Below are 1,186 nucleotides of genomic sequence, written 5' to 3' on the forward strand. Positions count from 1 at the left end.
GACACGGTCTCGATGGTCAGGCCGAGATGGTCAGCGATATCCATCCGCGACATCGGCAGATGGATGTGTTCGAGGTCGCCCTGCCGCTCGGCCATGTCGACGAGAAATGCCGCAAGCCGTTCGATGGCGGCGTGGCGCGCGAGAATCAGAAGATGCTTTTGCATCATCGTCAGGCTTTGCAGGGCCACGGGGAAGAGGTCGCGGGAAACGTTCTCGATCGCAGACAGGCGAAGCGGTTGGATGCCGGTGGCGTTGATCGCTTCGGCGAAGAACTCGTGATCGACACCGGCCGCGAAGCCGAAAATCTCGCCGGGCACGTGAAAGGCGCTGACCTGCCGCCGGCCGTCCGCCAGCAGGCGAAAGACACGGATTGCGCCGAACTCGATCCGGTAGATATGTTTGGCCGGGTCGCCCGCCGCGTAGACTTCCTCTCCCGCCTGAAGGAATTTGACGAGTTGCGGGCGTTGCGAACCGCAGGGGGATGGCAACGCCGGATGGCCCGTCTCGAAGGGATGCGTCGGCAAGCGCGCCTGGGCGACCGTGGAAGCGAGCATCGTTGTTCCCCTTTTTAAATCCGGTGGAGACAACAATGGCGATAGTCGAGAGTGTCGGAAATTCGGTTGTGTCCTAAGTAGGACTACGTAACCATCAATGGACACCCGGTTGGCCGGCGATGCTCCGAACCCTTTCAATCAGGGCGTTGCCGAGCAGCGGCTTGACCAGGACCGTCAGGTTGGCGCGGCTGACCGGAGGCCTGAACCTGTCGACCAGCAGCACCACAGGCTTGCCCAGGCGGTCGAGCGCGTCCCACTCATAGGCATGATCGCGAACCGCCTTTTCATCGATGACCGCGCAAGCGGCACTTGCCAGCAGGGGCGATTCCACCGCCGTCGTTAGCCGGGCGTGCGAATCCACCGCGTACAATTCCGCCTCGAGCGCGAATTCGAGCGATCTGCGGAAAACACGGTCGGGGGCCACAACAAGGATCAGGCCGATCGTCGCCAAAACGCGGTTCTCTCCGGGACAATCCCCTGAGCCGGGCGAGGTCCCACCCTTTTCAGTGAGCATTAGCTGTCCGTGGAGACGCGCGCCTTGCGCGAGATCAAACCGTCGGCTTCCGGTCGTCCGTCGCCGAGTGCTCGACACCCAGATCCGCCACGATCGTCATACGGACGAGGTCCGCCAG

General features: G+C 62.6%; 2 protein-coding genes. Both read right to left on the bottom strand.

Features of this window, described 5'->3' with window-relative positions; genetic code table 11:
* Nucleotides 1-554: cyclic nucleotide-binding domain-containing protein (locus ING15_RS19230; RefSeq protein WP_206456455.1), on the bottom strand; the 554-nt coding region annotated here is incomplete at its 3' end.
* 94 nt (nt 555-648) lie between these two features.
* Nucleotides 649-1,005 (bottom strand): hypothetical protein, encoded by a 357-nt coding sequence (locus ING15_RS19235; protein WP_206456456.1) that lies wholly within the window; start codon nt 1,003-1,005, stop codon nt 649-651.
* Nucleotides 1,006-1,186: the final 181 nt, after the last annotated feature.

Origin of the sequence: Aurantimonas marina (assembly GCF_017183135.1) — a bacterium.
Classification (GTDB): Bacteria; Pseudomonadota; Alphaproteobacteria; order Rhizobiales; family Rhizobiaceae; genus Aurantimonas; species Aurantimonas marina.